Here is a 23595-nt window from a genome sequence, read left to right on the forward strand (position 1 = left end):
CTTGCACCCCTTTATTTTTTTAAAATTCTTTTAGTCAATTTAATATTGGGATAGTTTTTAATAATTCGTCGTAAGTTATAGTGCCGCCACTTAAGCGGATGATCATTCAAGAATTGGAGTACTTTTTGACGATTAGGACGTGGTGCCCGATTCGTAAACAACTGTTTCAGACGAAATTCTTTTACTGCTGCATTCTCTTGGTCAGAGTCATCAATCAAATCACGCACTTCTTTCTTGGTCGAAACCGTGAAAATAAAGGTTGAGACAAGATCTATCAAGAAAATCAGAAGAATCAGCCAAGGTCCAATTCCCTTTGTAGCTTCAATAAAATCCCCAATCGCATTTTGTATCACAGGATTAATCCCCTTAATCAAGACAAGGCAGCCTATCCCCCAAAAAAGTGAGACAGGGACCGCAACACGGCCTTCAATATTAAAAGGTAAACTTGAATAATCCCAGAGTTTCATATTGAAAAAACGTTCAAGAAACCAACTCCCAATAAACTCAATTACCGTAACAATCACAAGAGAGTTAAAATATAAGGTAAGTAAACTCCCTGAATCAGGGACTAATAATAAGACCGCTGCTACACCAAAACCATAAACCGGACAATAAGGACCTAATAAGAAGCCTCGAAAAACGAAACGCCTATCTTTTAATGAACAATAAAAAGTCTCCCATAGCCAACCAATAACTGAATAGACTATAAAAGTCATCACGAGTGTCATAGTTTCCTCCTAGTATTTTATAAATACCATTATAACATCCTTTCGTGAGACTTTCCTTTGCTTACAAAAAAACAGGATAGACCCTGTTTTTTTGTAAGTATTAAAGACTTTTAAGTTTTCCACGAAATGCATCAATCGACTGATAACCTTTTTGAGCCATGATTTCTTCAAGCTCTCGGGTAATCCGTTCAAAGATTGCTGGTCCTTCTTGGTGTAATGCCGTACCGATTTGTAAAAGACTAGCTCCACAAAGCAAGTGTTCGAAGGCATCTTGACCTGTTACTATCCCACCCGTGCCAATAATTTTAATTTCTGGTTTGAGGCGAGTGTAAAAAGCCCGTACATTTGCCAAAGCGGTAGGTTTGATATATTGTCCACCTAAGCCCCCAAAACCATCTTTAGGCTTTATGACCACTGCTTCTGTATCAGGGTCAATAAAAAGCGCGTTCCCAACGCTATTTACAGAGTTGACATAGGTAAGAGGGAATTGATTTAAAATTTCAGCCATCGTATCAAAATGAACCAAATCAAAATAAGGAGGTAATTTAATTCCAAGTGGTTTTTTAAAGAAACTAAAAACTTCTTTTAGGAGTGCCTCGGTTGCTTCAAAATCGTAAGCCAGTTGGGGTTTACCCGGTACATTGGGACATGACAGGTTCAACTCAGTAATCCCATCAAACGCACTTTCTTGAAGTTTTTGGAGCAACTCGATATTTTCTTTAGCACTCATTCCAGCGACAGAGAAAAAGAGGGGACCTTTTATAGAAGTGTCTTTTTGCTTTTCTAGGACATACTCCAAGTAATAATCAAAACCTAGGTTGGGAAGCCCCATCGAATTGATACTCCCAAGACTTAAATCTACATAACGAGGCTCTGGGTTTCCTGCACGTTTTTCAAGTGTTGAACTCTTAGTAATCACGGCTCCTGCTTGGGACTGTAATAACTCGTCTAACTCTTGGGTCGTCATACAATGAACACCGGAAGCGTTCATCAAAGGATTAGAAAATTCATAGTGAGCGAATGTGGTTTTGAGCGTCAAAAGGTGCACCTCTTTTCTATTTTTATATATTCTATCATAAAATAGTTTATTCTTTAATCTTAAAGGATAAACTTTGTCATCAATTGACGAGACAAACCTCATCTTTGTCCTCTCTTATCATGTTATAATGAAATAAATGAGTGCACCCAACTCAGAAAGGAGTCTACGATGAGTACAGAACGCGCTATCTTTGCAGGAGGATGTTTTTGGTGTATGGTTGAGCCTTTTGAGACACGACCAGGTATTATTGCCGTAACCAGCGGTTATACTGGAGGCAATGTGGAACATCCTACTTATGATGAGGTCATCTCAAAGGCAACTGGACATACCGAAGCCGTAGAGATTTTATTTGACAACTCTATCATTACTTATAATGAATTACTAGAAATCTACTGGACTTTAATTGATCCAACCGATGCTGATGGTCAGTTTTATGACCGTGGCGCCAACTACCGACCCGTCATTTTTGTAGACGGTAGGGAACAACGCTTAGCTGCTCAGACCAGTAAACAATCCTTGGAACAATCAGGGGAATGGGATAAGCCAATTGTTGTGCCTATTGAAGAAGCGAAAACTTTTTGGCCTGCCGAAGAATATCATCAGCAATTTTATAAAAAAGATCCTAAACGTTATCAAGCCATGCATAATGCACGCGAGCGCTACCTTGCTTTACAACGTTTCAAAAGAAAATTCAACTTTTCAAGAAAAAAACATTAGATAAAAAAGCTGAAGCAAACTGTTTCAGCTTTTTAAATAACAAAACGTAAAAATCCCCCCGGGTGAAAAGAAACATGTGTTTTCTAATCCAAATAACTTCTCCCTACCATCATGTTTCCTCTATTAGTTCCAAGGGGAGCCATTTTATTGATACGCGGAGCGAGTCTTTTATAAAAAGCGAGAGCTTGAGGACTCAAGGGCATGTTTAGAGCTTCTCTTTGGAGGCTTGCTCTCAGCTGCGTGAGTACAGCAATTGTATATCTGCCCTTTTCTAAATCATTTTTAGCCAAAAGCCCTATCTGACGTTCTTTGTCTCGAAGGTTATCCTCTAGAATAAAGTCATAAACTTCTGTGAGAAGTTCCTGTGCTTCTTTGCTTATTCTTCTCTTCTTATCAAACATCTTATTTCCTCTAATCACTCTAAAGCGTTTGCATTCGTACAAGCCTTATTTTATACCATAAAAAAAGGGAAGACAAGAACAAAAGTTAACAATACGGGCTTGAGGACGAAGAAGAAAGAAAAAGACCAACGTAGCAATAGAGCGACTTTGGTCTTTTTTCCTTTTTAAATCCCGATAATTACGGTATCGACTGTTTCTACACCAGCTGTGGTCACTCGGACACGCGCAAGATTTTCAACAGTGTTGACATCAAAAAAACGCTCCCCACTCAGGTCATTTTGGATAATTTTGACAGTTGCTTCTTGGGGAAGTTTTTACAGTGTTTCGATAAGTTCTTGCGTGGTCATTGTTCTTCAGCCCTTTCTGATAAGTATTCCCAACGTTCGTATTTTTCTTCAAGTTCTTTTGTGGTATGGTCTAATTCTTTTTGTAAAGTAAGTAAAAGTTCTGTATCCGAGCCATTTTCATTCATTTCTGTATCTATTTCGGAAATTCGTGCTTCAATTTCAGCAATTTGATTTTCAATGGTTTCCCATTCTTTTTTCTCCATATAAGTCAACTTTGGCTTATCAGTGCTTGCCGTTGATGGGATGTGTACCGGCTTCTCATTTTTACTGACAGCTCTGTCAGTTGCTTTTTCTGCTGTTTTTACAGCGAGATAATCACTGTAAGCCCCAAAATAATGATTAATTTTACCCTTTTCAAAGGCTAATAACTCATTGGAGACTTTATCTTGAAAATAGCGGTCATGCGAAACAGTCAAAACAGCGCCTGGGAAGGTGGATAGAAAGTTTTCTAAGACCGTTAATGTGGCAATATCCAAATCATTAGTGGGCTCATCCAAAAGTAAAACGTTAGGCTGTAATAAGAGAATCTTCAGCAGGTAAAGTCTCTTTTTCTCTCCACCTGAAAGTTTTGATATAAGCGTCCCGTGAGTCGATCTAGGAAAAAGGAACTGCTCCAAGAGGTTGACAATAGAAATATTCTCACCACTGCTATTGTGAGCTGCTGATGCAACTTCCTCTAAGAAATTAATCATTCGTTTGTTCTCATCAAGCCCTCGAATTTCTTGACTGAAATATCCAATCTTAACCGTTTCTCCAATCTCTAAACTTCCTCCCGTTAAGGCCAATTCTCCAGCAATAATATTGAGGAGAGTCGACTTTCCTACACCATTATCCCCCACAATCCCCAAACGTGAGTGAGGTTGAACAATCAAATCAAAGTCTTCAAAAATGGGGCGATCAGGATAAGAAAAACGGGCTGACTTAAAGTTCACTACTTTCTTACCAAGCCGCGTGCTGGCAATATTCAACTCTAAATCTCCCAACGCTTTAGGTGTTTTTAGACTTTCTTTCAAAGTGTCAAAGCGATCAATGCGGGCTTGCTGTTTGGTCGCTCTAGCTTGGGGCGATTTACGAATCCAAGTTAATTCACTTTTGTAGAGCTGTTTGGCTTTATGGCTTGCGGCTACTTCCCGTTCCTCGTCTTCAGCTTTTTTAGCTAAATAATCTTGATAATTCCCCTGATACTCTTTTAAGCCGGCATTTTCAAGTTCAAAGATTCGTGTGGCTACATTGTCAAGAAAATAACGGTCATGCGTAACAAAAAGAACCGTACGGCGTGCATTTTTCAGGTAATTTTGAAGCCAAGTGATGGTTTCCACGTCAAGATGGTTTGTCGGTTCATCAAGTAAGAGGAGATCCGAATCATTAACCAAAGCTTGGGCAAGTTGCACGCGCCGCTTTTGTCCCCCAGATAAGCTCCCGATAAGCACGGAGGGCTCTGGCAAATTAAGCTTTGTTAGGACAGATTTAACATCCGCTTCTACTTGCCAAGCATTGAGTCGATCCATTTCAGCTTGCGCTCTTTCAAACTGATTAAGGTTATCCATATCCAAAAGTGCTGCTTCATAAGCTTTAATCGCTCGCATTTGTGGTAAGCTATCATCTAAAACGGTGTCTAAAATACTTGTTGCTGGATCAAAGTCTGGTTCTTGTGTTAAGTAAGTAATTTTGTAGTTTTGGGGATGCTCAAAAGGCGAAAGGTCCCCGTCAAAACTGGTCTGTCCGGCAATGACGTTAAGTAAAGTTGTTTTTCCTGTACCATTAACTCCCAAGAGTCCAATACGATCCAAATCGTGAATAATAAAATTAATCTGATCAAAGACGGTTTTTTCTCCGACGGATTTTGTTAAGTTTTGTGCAATGAAATCTGCCATTTATCTGTCCTATTTTCTGTAGTCTACTGCTTCGATTATACCATAAAAAAGCCTGTCGGTAACGACAGGGCTGATTTTGTACTTCTTTGTGTACGGGGCTTACTGACCAAGCGGTCAGTCCACTTATTGGCGTTTATCAAACAGTTTATTTGGTGTAAGAAAGGGTCTTAATAATATTCCCTTGCGCATCCGTCACATTAATTTTTAGTTTGGGTTGACTGATGCCAGCGTTTTTCATGGCTTCTAAGGCTTGGTTGGCAATTGTTTCTACTTGATCACCGTTTGTTAAGAGCGCAGCATTGACGGTTGTTTTATTTAACTTCGAACTTTTTAAAGTATAAGTCACTCCGTTCTCATCACTTGTTGCTTGAGCCTGATCAATCAAACCTTGAGATTGGCTGACGATGCTGTCAGTATTTTCATTAAGTTGGTTGGCGATGGCTGACGGAGTGGCAGACTTGACTTCAGAAGTCGTACCGCTCGATGTTTCTGTTAGGCTGGAGGTGTCTGGTACAATTTTTGAAACCACACTGTCCATCTTTGTAGAGATAACTTTGCGCTCTAACATAACCGCCCCAAAGGCAATCAATCCAAGAAGGACTACAAGTGATAACAAGACAATAATAATATTACGTCCCGTATGTTTTTTAGTTTTTCTAAATTTTCGTGAATTCATCTCTTTTCCTTTGCAAGTACTTCTTGAGCCGATAGGGGTAAAATTTTAGCTGACCAGCTTGTCATTTGTATTATACCACTTTATTTTGCTGACGCCAATGTTAAAAAAAGCAGCTTAAACGCTACTTTCTTTTTTTACTAGTCGTTAAAGTCAAAACGCAATTTCATATTAGCTGAGCCAAGAACAACCATCCGACCCAAAAGTTCGGTTTGATTTTTGAAAGCTACAGCAGCTAATTTTTCATTGGCCTCTGTCAAATATGCTAATTTATCGGTGGCAGCATCAAAGCCACGATCCGTTTCATTTTGAATCTCATGGAATTTTGCCATGGTGTTTAATTCAAAAGTGTTGCGCAAGTCCACAAACAAATCATAATTGCTATCACCGAGCACAGCGGTGGTGGCAGATAACCAATACATGTTTGTTGGGTCATATTCACCTTTGGCATCGCGATAGCAAGCTGGTGTATCAGTAATCGCTGTATAGAAAGGTACAACATGATTGAACGTATTGGCACCAAAAGCCAACCATTGCACACCCGCTAACTCTTTTGGCACATGATTTCTTACTTGCAAAATGTGCACACTATGATTACGGTTAATTCCGATAGGACGGAAGAGTTTACGTTCTTCTGGAGTGTTGGTTGTGCCGTAAGGATCATAGCTTGTGTTTTCAAAGTGACTAGAAAGGACAAATTTTACATCTTCTACCGTGATCTTACGAGTTGCCTCACAGATAAATGGCAATTCTTGATTTTGAGGATCTTCGGAGACGGTTCCCAAGAAGTTTTGCCCGTACCAAGTCCGTGGATTGTTATAAACGGAATCTTTAATAGAGCTTGAGCCGAAGATATGACGTAAATTATAAGGCGTTTCATAGCCTTCTAGGTCAGGATTCAAATGATTTTCATCAATCAAGTTTTTCAAATCACTGGAGCAAAGATAACCTTCACTATTAAATTTGAAATCATCAATATTCATCCGATTTGGCGCGACAACGTAGGCATCATCAGGAATGCGCACAGCTGCCCAGTGATGGCCGCCAATAGTTTCTAACCACCACACTTCCTTGTGGTCTGCAAAAGCAATCCCATTGGGTTCATAAGTACCATAAGTCGCTAACAGCTCCCCTAAACGTTCGACACCTTCACGCGCAGTTTTTACATAAGGCAAGACCAGAGTAACCAGATCTTCTTCTCCCATTCCATCTGCAACATAAGGATCTAAACCTAAAATACGTGGGTTAGTGGTAATGGTTTCTGTTGCTGACATAGCAACATTTTCACTATTAATCCCAGCTGCTGGCCAAATTCCTTCGGCTAAAACCGCATTCGGTGTTGATGTATAGCGTAAAGGATTATCTGGCAAATCAAGTTCTAATCCAGATAAGACTGCTTTGTAGTGACGCGGTTGTTCATCTGGATGAACGACTACAAAACGTTGCGGATCAAGGGCCTCATGACCGTCATCATTGCGCGCAATCATAGTAGAGCCATCAATTGAGGCTTTTCTTCCAACAAGTACAGTAGTACATGAACCTTTACGACGATTTTCGATTTTCATATTTTTTCCTTTTCTATTTTTTGTTGTGCTAAAAGCTTTTTTCCTTAGTTAGCGCTTGGCTTACTTCAGCGAAAATGGCTTGGCGTTCGTTGAGTAATTCATTTCGGACAATTTTTTCTTCAATACGTTTAAGCATTTTTCCTAAAGCAGGTCCTGGTTTTATGGCAAACTCTTCCATCAAATCTTTACCAGCCACGACAATTTCGCTACGCTGATGGATTTGTAAAGCCTTATCCAGCAATTGTACTTTTTTAGGGTCAACAGCAATGCCACTGGCCCTCTTCAAGTCATCCACTAAACGTGCCTTATCACTTCCAAAACGATAAAGGCTCATCAAAGTCCATTCCTCAAGTCCATAGGCTTCAACTAAATCAGCCACAGCTTTAGAAAATTCATTCGACACTTTCCATTGACGTAAAAAAGCTTTCACATCTACCTGCTCAAACTTTGTCAAAAGAGCTGCCCAAGCTTGCTCAGAATTTTCGAACTGAAAGTCTACTGACAAGTCTGTCAGTAACTTTTCTAAGGCATCCTGTTGAAAATTTGGCAAGAATTTCCAGGCCTGAGCACTGATTAATAGCTCGACACCATTGCGCCAGTCCTTACCTAATAATAATTTATCCAACTCAATAAAGAGTCGCTCCACCGATATTTTTTCTAATAAAGGTGCTCGCTCACACATGGCTTGAAAAGTTTCTTGTTCAATTTTAAAGTCCAAGGTTGAAGCAAAGCGCAGAGCACGCATTATTCTAAGGGCATCCTCATTGAAGCGAGCTAATGCCGAGCCTACTGCTCGCAACCGACGTTCTGATAGATCAGTCAGTCCATCAAACAAATCAATAATCTCTCCATTGACATCACAAGCAAAGGCATTGACCGTAAAATCCCGTCGCTTCAAATCCTCTCGCAAATCACGCACAAAGTCTACATGGTCAGGTCGTCGATAATCTGTATATTGCGACTCCGTTCGAAATGTTGTGATTTCATAGTGCTCGGCTTCAGACTTCCCAGCTAAAACAAGCACCGTGCCATGCTCAATTCCCACGTCAATCGTATGAGGGAAAATAGCCTTAATTTCTTCAGGATAAGCACTCGTTGCAATATCAACATCATGTATTTCACGTCCCAATAGGACATCCCGCACCGATCCTCCGACAAAATAAGCCTCAAACCCATGCGCAATTATTTTTTTTAAAACCGGCAGAGCCTGCAAAAACTCCACAGGTAATTTATCTAATTTCATATTAATATTTTATCATTTTTTAACAAAAAAACGGGGCTTGACCCCACTTTTAAACTCAAAAGTTACTGACCAAGCCATAAGTAGCCGCCCGTTCAACATTTTTAAGGAAGTTCCACCCAGTAGCGACACACCCTCTCATCCTCTACCAAAACCGTGTTTTCCAAGAGGCCACCAACCGCTTCAATCGTCTTACGACTTGCCCAATTTCCCTCATCAGCTGATATCATGACCCGTGAAATCCCTTGCTTGCGGTATTCAGGGAGCACAAACTTCACCATTTCTTGCGCCAGCCCATGTCCTCGAAAAGAAGGTGCCACACCGTAGCCAATATGACCGCCCCACTCTAAAAGGATCCCTTTTTCAATCTGCCAGCGACAGCTTACTTCTCCAGCTATTTCACCCTCCACAAAAGCAAAATAATGTGTTGCTGTAGAATAGTCCGTTTGTTTAGGAGTTGTTTCTTGTCGACGAAGATCAGTTTGATAAGCCTCAAAGTCTTCTGCCTTAAAGTTAGGATAGCGCTCTGTTGCCTCGATTTTAAAAGGACTCGTCTCTTTCTTCCAGTCTGCAGCATAACGTAAAAAGGCCTCTTTGTCCATTTGCTCTAACTGCCGAATCACGATATTTTCCATTTTTATTCCTCATTATCTACTGACCAACCTGTCAGTAACCGCATTTTACTTTCCCGACTTACAAATCCAAAAAATGTTCCAAACCATAGTAAAGCTCTTTAGCTTGCATCACTTTTTTTATTCCTAAGGCAATACCCGTCATAAAACTTGAACGTTCATAAGAGTCATGCCGTAAGGTTAGGCCTTCCCCTTTACCACCAAAAAGCACCTCCTGATGGGCGACAAGTCCAGGAAGACGAACCGAGTGAATCCGCATTCCTTCAAATTCTGCCCCGCGTGCACCAGCCAAACTTTCCGTTTCATTTGCTGCCCCTTGATAGTGAGCTTGACGCACTTGAGCCATCAATTCAGCTGTTTTAAGCGCCGTCCCCGAAGGAGCATCTTTCTTGGCATCATGATGCAATTCAATAATTTCCACGTCTGGAAAATACTGTGCAGCGATTTTTGAAAATTGCATGACCAAAACGGCCCCCAGGGCAAAATTTGGTGCAATCAAGCCTCCAAGATGTTTTACACGAGACAGTCGGACTAACTCCGTCACTTCTTCTTCAGTAAATCCTGTTGTTCCCACTACTGGACGAAAGCCTGCTTCCATAGCAAAGCGCGTATTTTCATAAGCCACAGACGGAGCGGTCAAATCCAACCAGATATCTGCTGACAGACCGATCAGCTCTTCTTTTTTATTAAAAACAGGTACGCCAAATGCTTCAGAAACCACCTCATGATGTCCCAGCAGTCCAACCAATTCAAACTCATCGTTCTTCAAAATCATCTGTACCGCTTCACTGCCCATTTTTCCTCGGTAGCCTGCAACAATAATCTTCACTTTATTCATGATTTGCACCTCAATTTTGATTTTTCTGATAATTCATTATGGGAGAAAAGCACGTTAAAACGTGCCTAACTTCATTTTTTGGGTGAGATGGCATAAGCCACCGTATTTAAGCCTAAATGGGTCGCAATAACAGGACCAAAAGTAGCCATTTCTACATCATCAAAACCTTGCTCAATTGCGTAATCATAAAGCTCTTGAGCACGTTCTTCGGCTCGGGTTTGAATGATATAAACTTTGTAAGCTGACCGATCTTGTGCTTCTTGAAGCAATAGCTCTTTCATCCGACTCATTGTTTTTTTAACGGTTCGTACTTTTTCAAAAACCTCAACTTTACCATCAGTACTAAACGTGAGGACAGGTTTAATATTCAATAAGGTCCCCAGCACAGCAGCTCCGTTAGATAGACGTCCCCCCTTAGCTAGCCAATGTAAATCATCAACCAACATATAAGCACGGTCTCCCTCGCGCTGCTCTTCAAATTTTGTAAAAACTTCATCAAAATCTGCTCCAGATTCAGCTAAATCCAAAGCTGTCTCTACCATATAGCCTAAAGGGCTTGATGTGATAAAAGTTTCTGGAAAGTTAACAACCATTTTATCAAACTCATTTTGCAAGTAAAAAACATTTTGATAAAAGCCAGAAATTGCGGCTGGCAAAAAGAGCCCTAAAACGTGGGTATACCCTTCTTTTTCAAGTTTTTGCAGTAATAGTTCCAACTCCGCCACGCTAGGTTGCGAGGTTTTAGGCACATCCTGTGCCGTTTCCATCAAGTCGAACCACTCTTCTGGAGAAATTTTTGACATATCGTAATCAACACCATCAATGGAGATTGGGATATTTAAAACAAAAAGATTCTCGTATTTTTTATATTTTTCAGCAATGTCTGCTGATGTATCAGTTATAATAGCTAATTTCATAAAAGTTTATTCGTTAAGTTAAAATTCCAAATTAATTCCGGGCTGATCCAACGCAACTTCCGTTGTTTCATAGACAAGGCGCTTCAATAAATCAAACAGAGGCGCAGCCAATTGCGTCAGTTCTTCTTGTTCTAGTTCTTCTTGTTCTTTGAGTACACGACCGCGGATGTAATTCAGCTGACTTACAAAACCAGAAAGCACAATATTATCTAAGACAATCATGTAAGTTAAAACTGCATGGATTGCGGTATCCTCCTCACTTACACGCTCTAAAGTGTCTGTCGGAACCAATTGAAATTGGACATTCAGACTTGTCTCAGGTGTACCATTTTCCTTTTCCCATTCATAGTTACGTGCGTCATAGTGAAATTGGTTAACAAACTCTTGCTCACGTTCAATCGTTAAAGTCATCTTTAAACTCGCTCCATTCCTCATCATTATTAGTAATTTAGCTGACCTTACCTCATTCTAAAAGAAACATCAAAAAGATGGATCGAAAAAGATTAACAAGGTTTTACCTGTTCATTTCAATTACTACTTTATTTTACCATATCTTGAGCTTTTTCACTTAACTCTTGTAAAATTTTTTCTTCTTCTTCATTCATTTCATATTGCTCAAGTAAATCTGGTCGCCGTGCGAGCGTTTTTTTCAAAGATTCCTCTAAGCGCCATTTACGGATATTTTCATGATGCCCGCTCATTAAGACTTCTGGAACCTTCATTCCCCTATACTCTTGTGGCCGAGTGTACTGAGGGTATTCTAGCAAACCACTTGAAAAAGAATCATCCTCATGACTTGCTGCCTTGCCTAAAACTCCGGGTAAGAGACGCACCACCGCATCAATCATCACAGTGGCAGCTACTTCACCCCCTGTCAAAACAAAGTCACCTAAAGACACCTCATCGGTGACAAGTTGCTTAATGCGCTCATCATAGCCTTCATAATGCCCGCAAATAAAGATTAATTGTTCCTCTTCAGCTAGCTCTTCAGCCATTTTTTGATCAAATTTTTTCCCAGCGGGATCCAAAAGGATGACACGTGCTGGTTTCTCTTCATTTTGTGGAATCAAATCCATAGTGTCAAATATCGGTTGAGGCATTAAAAGCATCCCTTGACCTCCACCGTAAGGCATATCATCAACATGACGCTGTTTATTTTTGGCTTGTTCCCGAAAATCATGCGTATAAAGCTCTAAAATTCCTTTTTCTTGAGCTTTACCAACAATGGATTGGTCGAGCGGCGCAAACATTTCAGGAAAGATACTTAAAATATCAACTCTCATTTTTAGTCATCTAATCCTTCCATAATTTCAACATCTACACGGTGATTTGCTACATCAACATTCAAAATAACAGGTGGAATATAAGGCAATAATAAATCACGTTTCCCTTTACGTTTCACCACCCAGACATCATTAGCCCCAGGTTGAAGTATCTCGGATATTTGACCTATTAAGACATCTTTTTCATAGACATCACTGCCAATGATTTCATGATAATAAAATTCACCATCTTCTAAATCTTCCTGGTTTTGCTCGGCAATTTTGACTACATAGCCTTTATATTTTTCAACATCATTAATATGATAAAAGCCTTCAAATTTAACAACATAAAAATTCTTTTGAGGGCGCCCAGACTTTACCTTCAACTCTTGAACAAAATTATCCTTATCATCAAAAAGCGCCAAAATTGCCCCTTTTGAAAAGCGTTCTTGAGCAAAATCTGTTGTGGGCATTACACGGACTTCACCTTGAAGTCCTTGCGTGTTAACAATTGTTCCTACCTTGTAAAATTTTTCCATTCTCCAATTATACCATACCTGATAGACCCTGATTTAAATGAAACTATTTTTTAAGTCTTTTTTATATTGGAAAGGATTACGAGAGAATACCGAGAGCAAAATAAATTTATTTTTTGAATCCATTAATAAAAGCGCCCTTCGAAACGAACGACACTTTTATATCTTTTCTTCCACATTACTTTAATATTTATTTTAGAAAAAAATCTTTAGTTTTTTCAATAAAGTCCTCTGCTTCAGTATCTAGATGAAGCGCATGGTAACCCTCTGCAACCTCTATTAATTCAAGATTTTCACCCGCATTGTTTGCAAATGAACGAATCGCAACGGGCGAACAAATCTGATCTGATTCACCACAGAATAATAAAGTGGGTATTTCCAAGTTTGCAGCCTGACTTTGCGCAAAACGGCCTGCTTCCATAATCTGTGAGAAGAGTCGCAAAGAAAGAAGTTCGTGGTATATTCCATCTTTAGTTACCAAATCTACTAAATCATTTCGACGGGAAATTGCTTCAATTTTTAAACCTGTGCGAACTCTAACATTTGGACTTATTTTTCCCAAGAGACCTGCCAATTTCTGAAGGAGTAGAGCTGGTGGATTAGTTAAGGCCAACCAAGGAGATTCAATTACTGCTTTTTGGTAGAGCTTTTGATGTTCAACATTTCTCAAAAGAACATTAAGAGAAATATTTCCACCCATGCTATGTCCAAACAGATAAACTGGTAATTTTGGATACTTTTTACCAATTATTTTTCTTACTTCCAATACATCACTAATTAGGCTCTCGTAAGCTCTAGCTCGTCCTTGAAGCTTTGGTTTAGCAGCTGCCAAAACACCATGTCCTCTCTGATCGTGCATTACGCAAATAAAACCAGCGTTGACTAATTCATTAATTAAATAGAGATAATGACCGGTGTATTCACCAAATCCATGAACTAATTGTACTACTGATTTTGCTTTTTGTTCTGGCTCAAAAATTCCAAGGCGAATTCGGTAATGGTCTTTCATTGAAATAATTTCATACTGTTTTTTCATTGGCTTTCCTTACTATTTTAGCATCTTAAGAACCATTATAACAAATCCTATTTTTCTTTCACATTGCTATTCTTTTATTTCTCAGCTCTTATTTTGGTCGATGATTTCACTTAACACCCTCGTAAAGTCGAAAGAATCATTGAAAGGATGAACAAAATCAAATGTTTCTCCCCCATTTTCAACAAATACTTCTTTATTTTCAATTTCTAATTCAAATAAAGTTTCTAAACAATCTGCAACAAAGGCTGGTGAACAGATCAATACTTTTTTAGCATTTTCTTTGGGAAGTTCAGCAACTCTATCAATAGTCGCAGGTTCTAACCATTTTTCAGGACCAAATTTTGATTGATAAGTATGCTCGTATTCTTCTTCCCTCAAACCAAGTTTACTTACTACCAAACGTGTTGTTTCTTTACACTGCTCTTCATAAGCATCTTTTTTCTTGGTCACGTAGGACATGGGAATTCCATGATAGCTAAGGACCAATTTATCATAGTCCTTTGCTTGCCATTTTTCTCTAATAGACTCTGCCAGTAAATCGCTATAAGATTCTACTTTGTGGAAATCTCTAATCACTTTTATCTTATCATCAATTTTTTTAACTTGTTGAATTACAGGTTCAACTGTTGTTAAAGAATATTGAGGGTAAAGTGGAAGAACAGTAATTTCTTCAACACCAGATTCTTTCATCTCAGCGATGACTTTATCAATGCGTGGCTCTCCGTAAGTCATGGCAAAACGAACATCAAAATCTTCGTGCATATCCTGTAGTTGCTTTGCTTGTGCTACTGTGTAAATCATCAAAGGGGAACCTTCATCTGTCCAGATTTTTTTATACATCTCTGCTGATTTTTGCGGTCTCACTTTTAAAATAATTCCATTTAAAATCGGCAACCAAAGCCATCTTGGTTTTTGTATAACAAGAGGGTCACCTAAAAATTCTTTTAAATAATCCCTCACATCATCTGCTTCACATGAGCGGGGAGTTCCCAAAGCTACTAATAAGATTCCTTTTTTCTTATCCATTATTCCACCTATATAAAAAATCAGTTTATTTATATTTATAACCGATTGTATCTACAATTGTTAATCAATATTTTTCATTCTAACATAATTTTTCATACAATAAAAAAAGCCCACCATGTGAGCTTTTCATTTTTTATTGATCAACAAGCAGACGAACTTTTTTACCTTCTACAGGAACAAAATAAACCACTGTACGAATCGCTTGGATAATCCGCCCTTGACGTCCAATAATCCTTCCAATGTCGCCATCAGCAACTCTGAGGTGATATTCCATGAATTCTTCTCCCTCAATAAGCTCTAATGAAACCTCATCAGGCTCGGTTACCAATGGTTTTACAATTGTCATTACCAGTTCTTTCACATCTTTTTGCATTTCTTACCTCTACTCTAACTTGTTTTAACAAGTCCATCAATCTGTGAGTTGTCTTTTCCTGTACAAAAAGCTGCTAAAAAGCAGCCTTCATAAAATTATTATTTAGAAAGTTTTGATTCGTGGAATTTCTTCATAACGCCTTCTTTTGAAAGGATGTTACGAACTGTATCTGAGGGTTGTGCTCCATTGCTCAACCATTCCAATACGCGTTCTTCTTTCAAAGTTACTTGGTTTTCAGCAACAAGTGGGTTGTAAGTCCCAACTGTTTCGATGAAACGACCATCACGTGGTGAACGTGAATCAGCGATATTAATACGGTAGAATGGTTTTTTCTTAGAACCCATACGAGTCAAACGAATTTTTACAGACATTTTTATATTTCCTTTTCTTATCTTAGTACTCTAACATTATAGCAGACAAAAAGAAGCCTGTCAAGAAAAAATCTTGACAGGGTTATAAAATAGCAAATTATCCTATACGAGTAAATGGGGTAGGTTAGTTTTTTCTTAACTCTTCAAGGATATTCTTTGCCACAGCTTGATTCATGATTTTTTCTTGACGAAGGCGTGCGGTAATTTTAGATACTTCTTCTCCTTTTGCACCTACTGATAATGCAAGTGAGCGCGCCTGTAAGCTCATATGGCCCTGCTGAATCCCTTCTGAGACCAAGGCTCTCAGTGCTGCAAGATTTTGTGCAAGTCCCACAGAAGCAATAATCTGTGCTAAAATTTTGGCCTCTTTAACACCCAAGATTTCTAAAGCAGTTTGCGCCTTTGGAAGAACTTTCACTCCGCCTCCTACTGTTGCTACAGGAAGTGGCACAATCAACTCACCATGTAACTTATCGTTGTGGGTTTGCCATGTACCGAGTCCTTGATAACTTCCATCTTTTGCAGCGTAAGCATGAATCCCCGCAGCAATAGCTCGTGTGTCGTTTCCCGTCGCCAGTACCACAGCATTAATCCCATTCATAATGCCTTTATTGTGTGTTGTGGCACGATAAGTATCTAATTTAGAAAAGCGTGATGCAGCAACAATTTTTTCAGCAACTTCCTGACCTCTTCCCTCTTTTGAGAGATTTGCTACAGGGATATCACAGCTTACTTTCACTAACGATTCCGTAGCATAGTTGGATAAGATACTAAACAAGATCTGCTCTTGGGGAAACCACTCTCGAAAAAGCTGTGACAGCCCTTCTAAAATTGAATTGGTGATGTTAGCTCCCATGGCATCTTTCACATCAATTTTAAAATCGACCGATAAAAATTTTTCTTCTTCAAAGATCCGGGTTGCATAGTGTCTTAAACCACCGCCACGTTTCACGATAGAAGGGTAGGCTTCGATAGCGCACTGAAAGATGCGTGCTTCTTCTTCTTCAAGTTTTTGCAATACTTTTTCAGGTGCTTGTATGTCATAAAAGACAATCTGGCCACGCATGAGCCGTTGTATAGCCTCTGCGGTAAACTCCCCTGCAATTTTTGCTCCATTGCTAGCAGCAGCAACAACAGAGGGTTCTTCTGTCACCATCGGTACTTGGTAAGTGTGCCCATTTACCACAAAGTTTCGTGCAAGGCCCATAGGGAGCTCAAACTCTGAAATCTGATTTTCAATGAGGTTATTCGCAATATCCGCGTCTAAGGCCATATTTTCTAAAATTTCTTGGTGCTTTTTAGAAAGGTTTAGAGTGGCACGGCGTTGGGCTGGGGTCAATTGATAAAATTTCTTTTCCATTTACAAAATGCCCAGAAGTTCTGGGCAATCCTCCATCAAAATACAAGCTCTACTTCTAAGCTTCTTCACAAGATTAATCCCTGTAATTTGGGTTCTGCAATAAGACTGCTAACCCTAAGCCGCCCCCAATACAGAGTGTTGCAATACCATATCGTTTTTCTTCACGTTGTAAGGCGTATCCTAGTGTAGTGAGCAAACGTGAACCACTTGAGCCAATAGCATGTCCAAGGGCAATTGCTCCCCCATAAATATTTACCTTACTCTCATCAAGCTGAAGTTCACGATTAACAGCCACGCTAGATGCCGCAAAAGCTTCATTAATTTCAAAGAGATCGATATCCGCCAATTCAAGACCTGTACGTTTCAAAAGCTTTTGAACTGCTTTTATTGGTGAAACGCCCATAATTGCTGGATCAATTCCTACTTCAGTACTATCAACAAGCTCCGCTAAATAAGGAATATCATGAGCTTGTGCATAGGATTTTGTAGTCAAAATTAAGGCAGAGGCTCCATCATTAACAGGCGAAGAATTACCAGCGGTCACGGTGCCGTTTTCTTTAAAGGCGGTACGAAGTGTTGCTAATTTTTCTAGGCTTGAGGTAGGCCGTGGTGCCTCGTCATCTTTAAACTCCCCAACAGGTACAATCTCCTCTTGAAAAACACCAGCTTGTAGGGCCGCAACAGCTTTTTCTTGTGAATTTTGGGCAAACTGATCTTGATCAGCTCGGCTCACTCCAAATTGTTCGGAGATGGTTTCACCGATGATTCCCATAGAAATACCAGAAAATGCATCAATCAAACCATCTGATAACATGCTGAGGCTTTCTTTGTCAGTTTTTCTATCTTTGAGAATAGGGGCCTGTGACATCGACTCGGTACCACCAGCGATAACTACTTCAGCCTCTCCCAGTTGTAAAAGTTGTTTGGCCAATATAACAGCTTTCATTCCTGAGCCACAGACTTCATTAATCGTAGAAGCTGGCACTTCTGCGGAAAGTCCACTATTAATAGTAATTTGTCGGGCGACATTTTGCCCGTTTCCTGCTTGAAGGACATTTCCGAAAATGACTTGATCAATATCTTCTTTTAGTTGTACATGTTTTTTTAGTAATGCTGAAACGACATGCGTTCCAAGGTCTGCTGCTGTATATTCAGCGAGCGCACCATCGTATTTTCCAACGGGTGTGCGCAAAGCGTCAATGATTACAATTTCTTTCACGAGTAAACCTCCGAAAGCCATTATAGCATATTTTAAAAGACATTTGTCAAAGTCTCTTTACAATAGTAAGATAAATTAGAATCAAACAACAAGGTAGCACAGCTATGATTTCAGCCATTTTTATGATAAAATTGAAGCATTCTGAAAGACATTTTGAAAGGAGTTTCTCATTTTTTTAATTAGATGAGAAAATTTTTATGCTATGAACGTTGGTATTGATAAACTTGCCTTTTTTGTTCCAAACACTTTTGTGGATATGACAGATTTGGCTTTAGCGCGGGACGTGGATCCTGCTAAATTTCATATTGGGATTGGTCAAGACGAGATGGCTGTTAATCCGACTACTCAAGATATTATTACTTTTGCCACAAACGCTGCCGCTCCTCTCTTGAGTGAAGAAGATAAAAAGGCGATTGATATGGTGATTGTTGGTACTGAGTCAAGTGTTGACGAATCAAAAGCATCTGCGGTGGTCGTTCATGATCTGTTGGGAATCCAACCTTTTGCACGCAGCATTGAAATGAAAGAAGCGTGTTATTCTGCAACTGCAGGTTTAGCCTTAGCTTGTGACCATGTCCGTTTAAATCCTGATGTAAAAGTGCTGGTCATCGCTTCAGACATTGCCAAATATGGTTTAAATACTGGTGGGGAACCTACACAAGGCGCTGGGAGCGTTGCCATGGTCGTCAGTGCTAACCCACGTATTTTGAAATTAAATAATGATAACGTTGCGCTCACACAAGACATTTACGACTTTTGGCGTCCATTTGGACAGGCTTATCCTTCTGTCGATGGACAATTTTCAAATGCGACCTATATCAATGCTTTTGCTCAAATCTGGGAAGAATATGAACGCCGTACCTCTTTGAGTTTTGAAGATTTTGCAGCACTCGCTTTCCATACTCCTTACACCAAAATGGGTAAAAAAGCACTCATGCCGATGTTAGAAAAGAAAAAACCTCAAAACGCTGATGAGTTGATGGTACAATTTGAAAATGGCATCGTCTATAACCGCCGTGTAGGGAATCTTTATACAGGTTCTTTATATTTGAGTCTCATCTCACTTTTAGAAAATGGTGAGCTAGCAGCAGGCAACCGAATTGGACTTTTTAGCTATGGCTCTGGCACTGTTGCTGAATTCTTCTCTGGTGAGTTAGTAGAGGGTTATGAGCAACAACTAAGAAAGGTGGAACATCAATCTATGTTGGATGCTCGTAAACGCCTGAATATTGCTGAGTATGAAGTCATGTTTGAAGAAAAGTTAGATTTGAACCACAACAAAACTTTTGATGATCCTACACCTTATTCCGTTTCAGAGATTTTGGATAACCATCGTTTATACAAAAAATGACAATAAAATAAAAATACTGACAGCTCTGTCAGTATTTTTTATAAGAAAAAACCTCCGAAGAGGTCTTTTTTATTTGCTTAATAATGAAGCGGCTGCTTCGTCAGCAATTACTGTCACATTGTCACGTGTTTGAAGAATTGAAGCTGGCAGATCTACTGTTACTTCACCTTCGATCATGCCTTTGACTGCTTCAGCTTTTTCTTTACCGTAAGCCATCAAAACAATATTTTTAGACTTCATAATTGAAGCTAAGCCCATAGAAATGGCTTGGCGTGGAACATCTGCTTCAGATTCAAAGAAACGTGCATTGGCTTTGATTGTGCTTTCTTCGAGGTCTACCACATGTGTGGTGATGTCTGCAGGTGTACCTGGCTCATTGAAACCAATATGTCCATTTTGACCGATACCAAGAATTTGCCAATCGATAGGATGTTCAGCAATAATTTCATCGTAATGTTTCACTTCAGCATCTAAATCCGCAGCTTTTCCGTTTGGTAAGAAGTTTTCTTTAAATGGTTTTTCTTCAAACAAATGTTTGTTCATGAAGTAACGGTAAGATTGGTCATTTGAACCATCAAGCCCTACATACTCATCCAAGTTGACTGAGGTCATATCAGTAAAATCAAGATCTGAATTCACAACTTGATTATAAAATTCAACTGGTGTTGAACCTGTAGCAAGTCCGAGTGTTTTCGCCCCATTTTCAATCGCTTCTTTCAAAAGATCAAAGCCAATTTTTCCGCCTTCAAGTTGGTTTTTAACAACAATAACTTTCATTTTTTTATGCTCCATTCCTAAATTGGTATATATCAATTTATCTACACTTTTATTATAGCACAAAAAAAGCTGATGTCAACACAAAAATACTGACAAAATTCGCTTTTTTTACTGACCAAATGGTCAGTAATTTCTATGTACTCTCAAAAGCTCCAAAATAGAAAAAACCTACTGACATAAGTCAGCAGGTTGGTTATTTTTCAAAAATAAATTTGACATTTTATCACTTTAGAAAAACTCATCCATAGAAGAAACGGATCAATATTCCACCCATAATCAAAACAATAGCTCCACAAAGGCGATTAGCCATTTGCGCAAAGGCAATCATTTCCATACGGTCAGACGCTGATAAGACAGCGATGTTTCCTGTACCACCCATAGAGTTGTTAATCATACCAGCTCCAATGGCTGTTTCAACAGGATACATGCCAAGTACCAAGCCTAAGAACCAGCTTGTCAAGCCCATTGCAACAACACTTGTCAAGCAAAGGACGATGAACTGCCATGTCAAAGCTGACTCTAAAGTTGTTAAGTCAATCAAAGCTAAACCAATCCCAGCTAAAACAGCATGGGTCAGATTTGTCATGATGACTTGATTGAACATTACGACAGAATCTTCCAATTCTTTAGGGACAGCATTGAGTGCTTTGAGCACAAAGACAATAATGATCATAAAGGCATAAGCATGGACATTAGGAACAAATTTGTTAAGAATCATTCCGACCATCAGGAGGGAGAAGGCAAAAAGCATACCCACACCGATTTTTGTAGCGTCAAGCTTAACTTTTGGTTTTTCCAATTCTTCTTTCGTAGCTTCTACTAAGGTACCGTGACCATTGTATTTGCTCTTAGCGAAAATTTTCGCAATAGAAAGCGCACCAATAATCGCGATGATATTACCAAAAGTTACTGCAGGAGCTAATTGAGAGAAAATAGCTGCTTGATTGCCATGCGCTAAACCGTCAGCATAGATTTGAGAAAGGGGTGTAATCCCTGCACCCATACCACCTGACATCATTGGCATTGAAACATACATAACAGAATGGGCAAAACCTTCACCAAGCAGCATTCCCATTCCACCAACAGCAAAGAACCCAACAACCATTGTTACTAATGCAACTGGGATGAATTTAGCTGATGCTTTAACCAGCAAACTTCTGTTCATTCCCAAGATAGAACCACAAATGAGCGCAGCGATGTAGAAATCAAGGAAGCCAAATTGACCACCCATGAAATCTCCTACAGCACTAATTACATTTGAAGGAATAATATGGAAAAAGGATAGAAGTGTAGCACCAATCAGTGTAAAGACTGAACCCCCTCCAAGATAGGAGTTCATAATCGGTAACTTTTCACCAATGAAATAGAGCAAGTGCCCTAAAGCCACCAAAAGTAAAGTAATCCCGACCATATTAAGTGGTAATTTTCCTAATGCAATCGTTACAATAATAACAATCATAAAGAAGGCATAGAGGGGGAGACTAATCCCTGAAATTTTAATATCTTTTAATTTTTTCATTTACTCCGTTAACCTCTTAGTATTTTGGTTCCCATTTAAGATCACGTACAGCTTTAGCCATATCTTGTTCTTCAGCACGAGCCAAACCTTGTTCTTGAGCCATTTTAGCTACAGCTTCAGCCACTTTGATAGAGACTTTAGCAACATATTCAAATGGAGGAAGGACAGGAGCACCTGCAGCACCAGGATCAACCAAACCACTGAGTGAGTGAGCCGCAGCCCCAATCATTTCATCAGTCAATAGTGTTGCTTCAGAAGCCAACATACCAAGACCCAAACCAGGATAAATCAAAGCGTTATTCGCTTGACCAATTTGGTAGTCTACCCCTTTGTATGAAATTGTTCCAGAAGGGACACCAGTTGCAACAAAGGCTTTCCCATCAGACCATTCAATCACTTGTTGCGCAGTCGCTTCAAGTTTTTTGGTTGGGTTTGAAATTGGGAAGATAACTGGACGTTCTGTATTCGCACACATTGCTTCAACAACTTCTTTCGTGAAGGCACCAGCATCTGTTGAAGTCCCAACAAGAATCGTTGCTTTAGACACTTTAATGACATTTTCAAGGTTTGCCATATCGCCAGCATTAGCGAAGTCAGCGCGTTTTTTAGCAAATGGTTTTTGGGCAGGAGTCAAGTCTTCCATATCATCAAACAAAAGACCTTGTTTGTCCATCATGAAGAAGTGTTTGTAAGCTTCTTCTTCTGAAAGGCCTTCGCTGACCATTTCAGCATGAACACGCGCAGCAATCCCAGCACCAGCAGATCCACCACCATAGCAAAGGTAGATTTGGTCGGTCAATTTTTCACCAGTGATGTCAAGTGAACCAAAGATACCACCTAACACAACGATACCAGTTCCTTGAATGTCGTCGTTGAATGTTGGGATAACTTTTTTGTATTTATCAAGAATCGTTGCGGCGTTTGAACGACCGAAATCTTCCCAGTGCAAGTACAATTTAGGGAACATCTCTTCCGCAGTATTTACAAATTGATCAACAAAGTTGTAATAAGTATCACCATAAACACGTTCATGACGATTACCTAAGTACATTGGATCTTCCAAAAGTTCTTTGCGATTTGTTCCTGCATCAATCACGATTGGTAAAACAGAGGCGGGATCGATACCTGCTGCTGCTGTATAAATCATAAGTTTTCCGACAGAAATATCTACACCTTGTGTACCCCAGTCACCAATACCCAAGATTCCTTCAGCATCAGTCACAACAATCAAGCGGATGTTACGATCACCAGCAGCATTTTTCAATGTAGCTTCAATATTTTCTGGATGATTAATGTCCAAATAAGCCGCATATTGTGGATCTACGAAAAGATGGCTGTAGTTTTCAATAGTTTCAGCGATAACTGGATCATAAACAATCGGGTTAAATTCTACGATATGTTGGTTGAACAAATAGTAGAATAATGTACGATTTGTATTGAAAATTTCCATAAGGAAATGACGTTTTTCAAGATCTGATGGTTTTGTAAGGTAATGTTCATAAGCTTGAGCCGCTTGTTCTTCAATTGTTTGAACATAAGGGGGCAAAAGACCAATTAAGCCAAGTTCTTGACGTTCTGCCTCTGTAAAGGCTGTTCCTTTATTCGTAAAAGGGTTATTTAATATTTCATGTGCACGCATGTGTACGTCCTCCAAATAAATGATAATATAAGTTTTCTTACAAGACGTATTTTAATACTTATAAAAAATTATAGTCAAATTATAGTGTTATAATAAATTTCACTTATAACAAAAGTAACTTTTTATGTTAAAATATAAAACATAAAAGGAGCTCT

The 23595-nt window shown here is 39.3% G+C and carries 24 protein-coding genes; 2 read left to right on the top strand and 22 right to left on the bottom strand.

Translation table 11 applies throughout. The features are described 5' to 3' along the window. Positions 1 to 11: 11 nt before the first annotated feature. Both JW886_RS07025 and JW886_RS07030 read right to left on the bottom strand, forming a co-directional pair. Positions 12 to 728 (bottom strand): putative ABC transporter permease, encoded by a 717-nt coding sequence (locus JW886_RS07025; RefSeq protein ID WP_205871687.1) that lies wholly within the window; start codon positions 726 to 728, stop codon positions 12 to 14. 100 nt (positions 729 to 828) lie between these two features. After that, a complete protein-coding gene (locus JW886_RS07030; RefSeq protein ID WP_200407190.1) occupies positions 829 to 1767 on the bottom strand; it encodes a dihydroorotate oxidase in 939 nt (312 codons plus the stop codon). Between the two features lie 168 nt (positions 1768 to 1935). Between JW886_RS07030 and msrA the strand changes: the two genes are divergently transcribed. Continuing rightward, positions 1936 to 2484 (top strand): peptide-methionine (S)-S-oxide reductase MsrA, encoded by a 549-nt coding sequence (gene msrA, locus JW886_RS07035; protein WP_205871688.1) that lies wholly within the window; start codon positions 1936 to 1938, stop codon positions 2482 to 2484. An 83-nt stretch (positions 2485 to 2567) separates the two neighbouring features. Here msrA and JW886_RS07040 read toward each other — a convergent pair whose 3' ends face one another. The 17 genes from JW886_RS07040 to JW886_RS07120 form a co-directional block, all read right to left on the bottom strand. Continuing rightward, on the bottom strand, positions 2568 to 2885 hold the full coding sequence (locus JW886_RS07040; RefSeq protein ID WP_205871689.1) for a bacteriocin immunity family protein: 318 nt from the start codon (positions 2883 to 2885) through the stop codon (positions 2568 to 2570). Between the two features lie 343 nt (positions 2886 to 3228). Then, entirely contained in the window at positions 3229 to 5106 is a 1878-nt protein-coding gene (locus JW886_RS07045) for an ABC-F family ATP-binding cassette domain-containing protein (protein WP_205871690.1), read from the bottom strand. A gap of 145 nt (positions 5107 to 5251) precedes the next feature. After that, positions 5252 to 5782 carry a hypothetical protein gene (locus JW886_RS07050; protein WP_075525463.1) on the bottom strand — a complete coding sequence of 177 codons (531 nt, stop codon included), beginning with the start codon at positions 5780 to 5782 and terminating at the stop codon, positions 5252 to 5254. A gap of 137 nt (positions 5783 to 5919) precedes the next feature. After that, positions 5920 to 7344 (bottom strand): C69 family dipeptidase, encoded by a 1425-nt coding sequence (locus JW886_RS07055; RefSeq protein WP_205871691.1) that lies wholly within the window; start codon positions 7342 to 7344, stop codon positions 5920 to 5922. A 28-nt stretch (positions 7345 to 7372) separates the two neighbouring features. Continuing rightward, on the bottom strand, positions 7373 to 8587 hold the full coding sequence (locus JW886_RS07060) for a CCA tRNA nucleotidyltransferase (RefSeq protein WP_200407184.1): 1215 nt from the start codon (positions 8585 to 8587) through the stop codon (positions 7373 to 7375). A gap of 101 nt (positions 8588 to 8688) precedes the next feature. Next, positions 8689 to 9219: a GNAT family N-acetyltransferase gene (locus tag JW886_RS07065; protein WP_205871692.1), complete on the bottom strand. Its 531-nt coding sequence runs from the start codon at positions 9217 to 9219 to the stop codon at positions 8689 to 8691. A gap of 58 nt (positions 9220 to 9277) precedes the next feature. After that, positions 9278 to 10054, bottom strand: coding sequence for a 4-hydroxy-tetrahydrodipicolinate reductase (dapB, locus tag JW886_RS07070; RefSeq protein WP_205871693.1), 777 nt, complete (start codon positions 10052 to 10054; stop codon positions 9278 to 9280). 71 nt (positions 10055 to 10125) lie between these two features. After that, positions 10126 to 10971 (bottom strand): DegV family protein, encoded by an 846-nt coding sequence (locus JW886_RS07075; RefSeq protein ID WP_200407181.1) that lies wholly within the window; start codon positions 10969 to 10971, stop codon positions 10126 to 10128. 18 nt (positions 10972 to 10989) lie between these two features. Beyond that, positions 10990 to 11382, bottom strand: coding sequence for a DUF1149 family protein (locus tag JW886_RS07080; RefSeq protein WP_075525457.1), 393 nt, complete (start codon positions 11380 to 11382; stop codon positions 10990 to 10992). A gap of 128 nt (positions 11383 to 11510) precedes the next feature. After that, entirely contained in the window at positions 11511 to 12254 is a 744-nt protein-coding gene (gene trmD / locus JW886_RS07085; RefSeq protein ID WP_075525456.1) for a tRNA (guanosine(37)-N1)-methyltransferase TrmD, read from the bottom strand. Between the two features lie 2 nt (positions 12255 to 12256). Next, positions 12257 to 12772 (bottom strand): ribosome maturation factor RimM, encoded by a 516-nt coding sequence (gene rimM / locus JW886_RS07090; protein ID WP_205871694.1) that lies wholly within the window; start codon positions 12770 to 12772, stop codon positions 12257 to 12259. A 187-nt stretch (positions 12773 to 12959) separates the two neighbouring features. After that, positions 12960 to 13805: an alpha/beta fold hydrolase gene (locus tag JW886_RS07095; protein WP_205871695.1), complete on the bottom strand. Its 846-nt coding sequence runs from the start codon at positions 13803 to 13805 to the stop codon at positions 12960 to 12962. 81 nt (positions 13806 to 13886) lie between these two features. Continuing rightward, on the bottom strand, positions 13887 to 14831 hold the full coding sequence (hemH, locus tag JW886_RS07100) for a ferrochelatase (protein ID WP_205871696.1): 945 nt from the start codon (positions 14829 to 14831) through the stop codon (positions 13887 to 13889). 133 nt (positions 14832 to 14964) lie between these two features. Further along, positions 14965 to 15204: a KH domain-containing protein gene (locus tag JW886_RS07105; RefSeq protein WP_075525452.1), complete on the bottom strand. Its 240-nt coding sequence runs from the start codon at positions 15202 to 15204 to the stop codon at positions 14965 to 14967. A 98-nt stretch (positions 15205 to 15302) separates the two neighbouring features. Then, on the bottom strand, positions 15303 to 15575 hold the full coding sequence (gene rpsP / locus JW886_RS07110) for a 30S ribosomal protein S16 (RefSeq protein WP_075525451.1): 273 nt from the start codon (positions 15573 to 15575) through the stop codon (positions 15303 to 15305). A gap of 124 nt (positions 15576 to 15699) precedes the next feature. Next, complete coding sequence (locus JW886_RS07115) at positions 15700 to 16935, bottom strand: hydroxymethylglutaryl-CoA reductase, degradative (protein ID WP_205871697.1); 1236 nt, start codon at positions 16933 to 16935, stop codon at positions 15700 to 15702. 73 nt (positions 16936 to 17008) lie between these two features. Beyond that, positions 17009 to 18154, bottom strand: coding sequence for a thiolase family protein (locus tag JW886_RS07120; protein WP_205871698.1), 1146 nt, complete (start codon positions 18152 to 18154; stop codon positions 17009 to 17011). Between the two features lie 202 nt (positions 18155 to 18356). On the opposite strand from JW886_RS07120, the gene JW886_RS07125 reads away from it, so the two are divergent. Further along, the gene (locus JW886_RS07125; RefSeq protein ID WP_205871699.1) at positions 18357 to 19505 is read left to right on the top strand and encodes a hydroxymethylglutaryl-CoA synthase; all 1149 of its coding nucleotides are present in this window, start codon (positions 18357 to 18359) and stop codon (positions 19503 to 19505) included. Positions 19506 to 19574: 69 nt separating this feature from the next. On the opposite strand, the gene JW886_RS07130 is transcribed toward JW886_RS07125, so the two are convergent. From JW886_RS07130 to JW886_RS07140, 3 genes are all read right to left on the bottom strand, one after another. Then, complete coding sequence (locus JW886_RS07130) at positions 19575 to 20282, bottom strand: glucosamine-6-phosphate deaminase (RefSeq protein ID WP_075525448.1); 708 nt, start codon at positions 20280 to 20282, stop codon at positions 19575 to 19577. A gap of 238 nt (positions 20283 to 20520) precedes the next feature. Next, entirely contained in the window at positions 20521 to 21801 is a 1281-nt protein-coding gene (locus JW886_RS07135; RefSeq protein ID WP_075525447.1) for a 2-hydroxycarboxylate transporter family protein, read from the bottom strand. Between the two features lie 16 nt (positions 21802 to 21817). Then, complete coding sequence (locus JW886_RS07140; RefSeq protein WP_205871700.1) at positions 21818 to 23440, bottom strand: malolactic enzyme; 1623 nt, start codon at positions 23438 to 23440, stop codon at positions 21818 to 21820. Positions 23441 to 23595: the final 155 nt, after the last annotated feature.

Source organism: Lactococcus taiwanensis (assembly GCF_017068355.1).
GTDB lineage: Bacteria > Bacillota > Bacilli > Lactobacillales > Streptococcaceae > Lactococcus > Lactococcus taiwanensis.

Excerpts from the sequence above, each read along its gene's own strand:
- JW886_RS07025 (WP_205871687.1), bottom strand. The coding sequence starts at position 728 with ATGACACTCGTGATGACTTTTATAGTCTATTCAGTTATTGGTTGGCTA.
- msrA (WP_205871688.1), top strand. The coding sequence starts at position 1,936 with ATGAGTACAGAACGCGCTATCTTTGCAGGAGGATGTTTTTGGTGTATG.
- JW886_RS07040 (WP_205871689.1), bottom strand. The coding sequence starts at position 2,885 with ATGTTTGATAAGAAGAGAAGAATAAGCAAAGAAGCACAGGAACTTCTC.
- JW886_RS07045 (WP_205871690.1), bottom strand. The coding sequence starts at position 5,106 with ATGGCAGATTTCATTGCACAAAACTTAACAAAATCCGTCGGAGAAAAA.
- JW886_RS07050 (WP_075525463.1), bottom strand. The coding sequence starts at position 5,782 with ATGAATTCACGAAAATTTAGAAAAACTAAAAAACATACGGGACGTAAT.
- JW886_RS07055 (WP_205871691.1), bottom strand. The coding sequence starts at position 7,344 with ATGAAAATCGAAAATCGTCGTAAAGGTTCATGTACTACTGTACTTGTT.
- JW886_RS07060 (WP_200407184.1), bottom strand. The coding sequence starts at position 8,587 with ATGAAATTAGATAAATTACCTGTGGAGTTTTTGCAGGCTCTGCCGGTT.
- JW886_RS07065 (WP_205871692.1), bottom strand. The coding sequence starts at position 9,219 with ATGGAAAATATCGTGATTCGGCAGTTAGAGCAAATGGACAAAGAGGCC.
- dapB (WP_205871693.1), bottom strand. The coding sequence starts at position 10,054 with ATGAATAAAGTGAAGATTATTGTTGCAGGCTACCGAGGAAAAATGGGC.
- JW886_RS07075 (WP_200407181.1), bottom strand. The coding sequence starts at position 10,971 with ATGAAATTAGCTATTATAACTGATACATCAGCAGACATTGCTGAAAAA.
- JW886_RS07080 (WP_075525457.1), bottom strand. The coding sequence starts at position 11,382 with ATGACTTTAACGATTGAACGTGAGCAAGAGTTTGTTAACCAATTTCAC.
- trmD (WP_075525456.1), bottom strand. The coding sequence starts at position 12,254 with ATGAGAGTTGATATTTTAAGTATCTTTCCTGAAATGTTTGCGCCGCTC.
- rimM (WP_205871694.1), bottom strand. The coding sequence starts at position 12,772 with ATGGAAAAATTTTACAAGGTAGGAACAATTGTTAACACGCAAGGACTT.
- JW886_RS07095 (WP_205871695.1), bottom strand. The coding sequence starts at position 13,805 with ATGAAAAAACAGTATGAAATTATTTCAATGAAAGACCATTACCGAATT.
- hemH (WP_205871696.1), bottom strand. The coding sequence starts at position 14,831 with ATGGATAAGAAAAAAGGAATCTTATTAGTAGCTTTGGGAACTCCCCGC.
- JW886_RS07105 (WP_075525452.1), bottom strand. The coding sequence starts at position 15,204 with ATGCAAAAAGATGTGAAAGAACTGGTAATGACAATTGTAAAACCATTG.
- rpsP (WP_075525451.1), bottom strand. The coding sequence starts at position 15,575 with ATGTCTGTAAAAATTCGTTTGACTCGTATGGGTTCTAAGAAAAAACCA.
- JW886_RS07115 (WP_205871697.1), bottom strand. The coding sequence starts at position 16,935 with ATGGAAAAGAAATTTTATCAATTGACCCCAGCCCAACGCCGTGCCACT.
- JW886_RS07125 (WP_205871699.1), top strand. The coding sequence starts at position 18,357 with ATGAACGTTGGTATTGATAAACTTGCCTTTTTTGTTCCAAACACTTTT.
- JW886_RS07130 (WP_075525448.1), bottom strand. The coding sequence starts at position 20,282 with ATGAAAGTTATTGTTGTTAAAAACCAACTTGAAGGCGGAAAAATTGGC.
- JW886_RS07135 (WP_075525447.1), bottom strand. The coding sequence starts at position 21,801 with ATGAAAAAATTAAAAGATATTAAAATTTCAGGGATTAGTCTCCCCCTC.
- JW886_RS07140 (WP_205871700.1), bottom strand. The coding sequence starts at position 23,440 with ATGCGTGCACATGAAATATTAAATAACCCTTTTACGAATAAAGGAACA.